General features: G+C 48.1%; 2 protein-coding genes. Both read right to left on the reverse strand.

Annotated features, from left to right (window positions below; all coding sequences use genetic code 11):
- A partial coding sequence (locus tag R7O12_RS24575) for a glycosyltransferase (RefSeq protein ID WP_318126662.1) occupies window positions 1-436 on the reverse strand: 436 nt, incomplete at its 3' end.
- Window positions 423-1488, reverse strand: a 1066-nt coding sequence (gene ftsW, locus R7O12_RS24580; protein WP_318126665.1) for a cell division protein FtsW, incomplete at its 5' end; no start/stop codon positions are given. The genes ftsW and R7O12_RS24575, both read right to left, overlap by 14 nt.

Here is a 1488-nt window from a genome sequence, read left to right on the forward strand (position 1 = left end):
CTTGAAAGACTTTCTTGGCGATCTTTGATAGCCATTGATTTGTTAAACCTGCAACCGCGTTTTGTTCGTGTAGAACAACCGGGATACCGCTTAACCAAGCCGCGATACCACCCGGACCACTCACATAGCCGCCCATACCTAAAACGGCATCCGGCTGCCAGCGCTTCATGTGCGCTCGCGCTTGCATGATGGCATTAATAATTTGAAAAGGGGCAGCTAAAAGACGTTTAACGCCTTGGCCTCGCAGACCTTTTACTTTGATAAAGTCGATCTCAATACCATGCTTTGGCACCAAATCGGCTTCCATTCGATCCGCTGTACCTAACCAACGGATCTCCCAACCTTGTTCTTGAAGCTGCTTTGCCACCGCCAAACCTGGGAATACGTGACCGCCGGTACCACCAGCCATCACCATCAAACGTTTATTCTGTTTCATTCGTCTGTTGTTCTGATTGTTGTTGCTCGCGTTTCAAGCGGCATTCGTGATCGATACGCAGCAATATGGACACTGCAACGGACATAATAATCAGACTGGAACCACCATAACTGATTAGTGGAAGCGTCAAACCTTTGGTTGGAACAATACCAGCGGCTGCGCCCACATTGACCATGGTTTGAAACGCAAACCAAATACCAATACCAAACGCTAAGTAACCACCAAACATCTCGCCTTCTTCAAAAGCACGTTTGCCGATATACACAGCTTTAAGTACCAAGCTAAAAATCAACATCAGCACTAAAACAACACCGACGAAACCAAGCTCTTCAGCCAATACCGCAAATACAAAGTCGGTGTGCGCTTCTGGTAGGTATTCCAGTTTTTGAATTGAGTTCCCTAACCCTTGACCAAACCATTCTCCGCGACCAAACGCCATCAAAGATTGAGTCAACTGATAGCCGCTACCGAACGGATCTTCCCATGGGTCAAGAAACGAAGTAACACGGCGCATACGGTACGGTTCTACCAAGATCAAACCGACGACAGCGCCAATGCCAGCAATCATCAGGGCCAGAAACTGGGTAAGCTTCGCGCCCGCGATAAATAACATGCCAAACAGAGTAACCAGCATTACAACGACGGTACCCAAGTCCGGCTGACCAAGTAACAAGACGGCGAAGAAAGCAAACACCATGATTGGCTTCATAAAGCCGCCAAAGAAGGTCTGGCGCACTTCATCTTGCTTACGGACTAAATAACCGGACATGAAGATGAACAGCGATAGCTTCGCAACTTCGGCAGGCTGTAAGTTGAACAGACCAAGCGGAATCCAACGAGAGGCGCCATTTACTGACTTACCTGCGAGAAGTACAACAATCAGCAAGCCGAATGAGACCCAAAGCAAGTAATGACTTTTCTTAAACCATTGCTCTAAAGGTACTTGAAGTATCACCGCAGAGGTCCCGATCGCCAACACTAAGAAGGTGGCATGACGGAACATGAAGTGGAACGGCTGATCGGTCAATCGTGAGCTGATTGGGAAAGACGCA

Source organism: Vibrio sp. Vb1574, assembly GCF_033338675.1.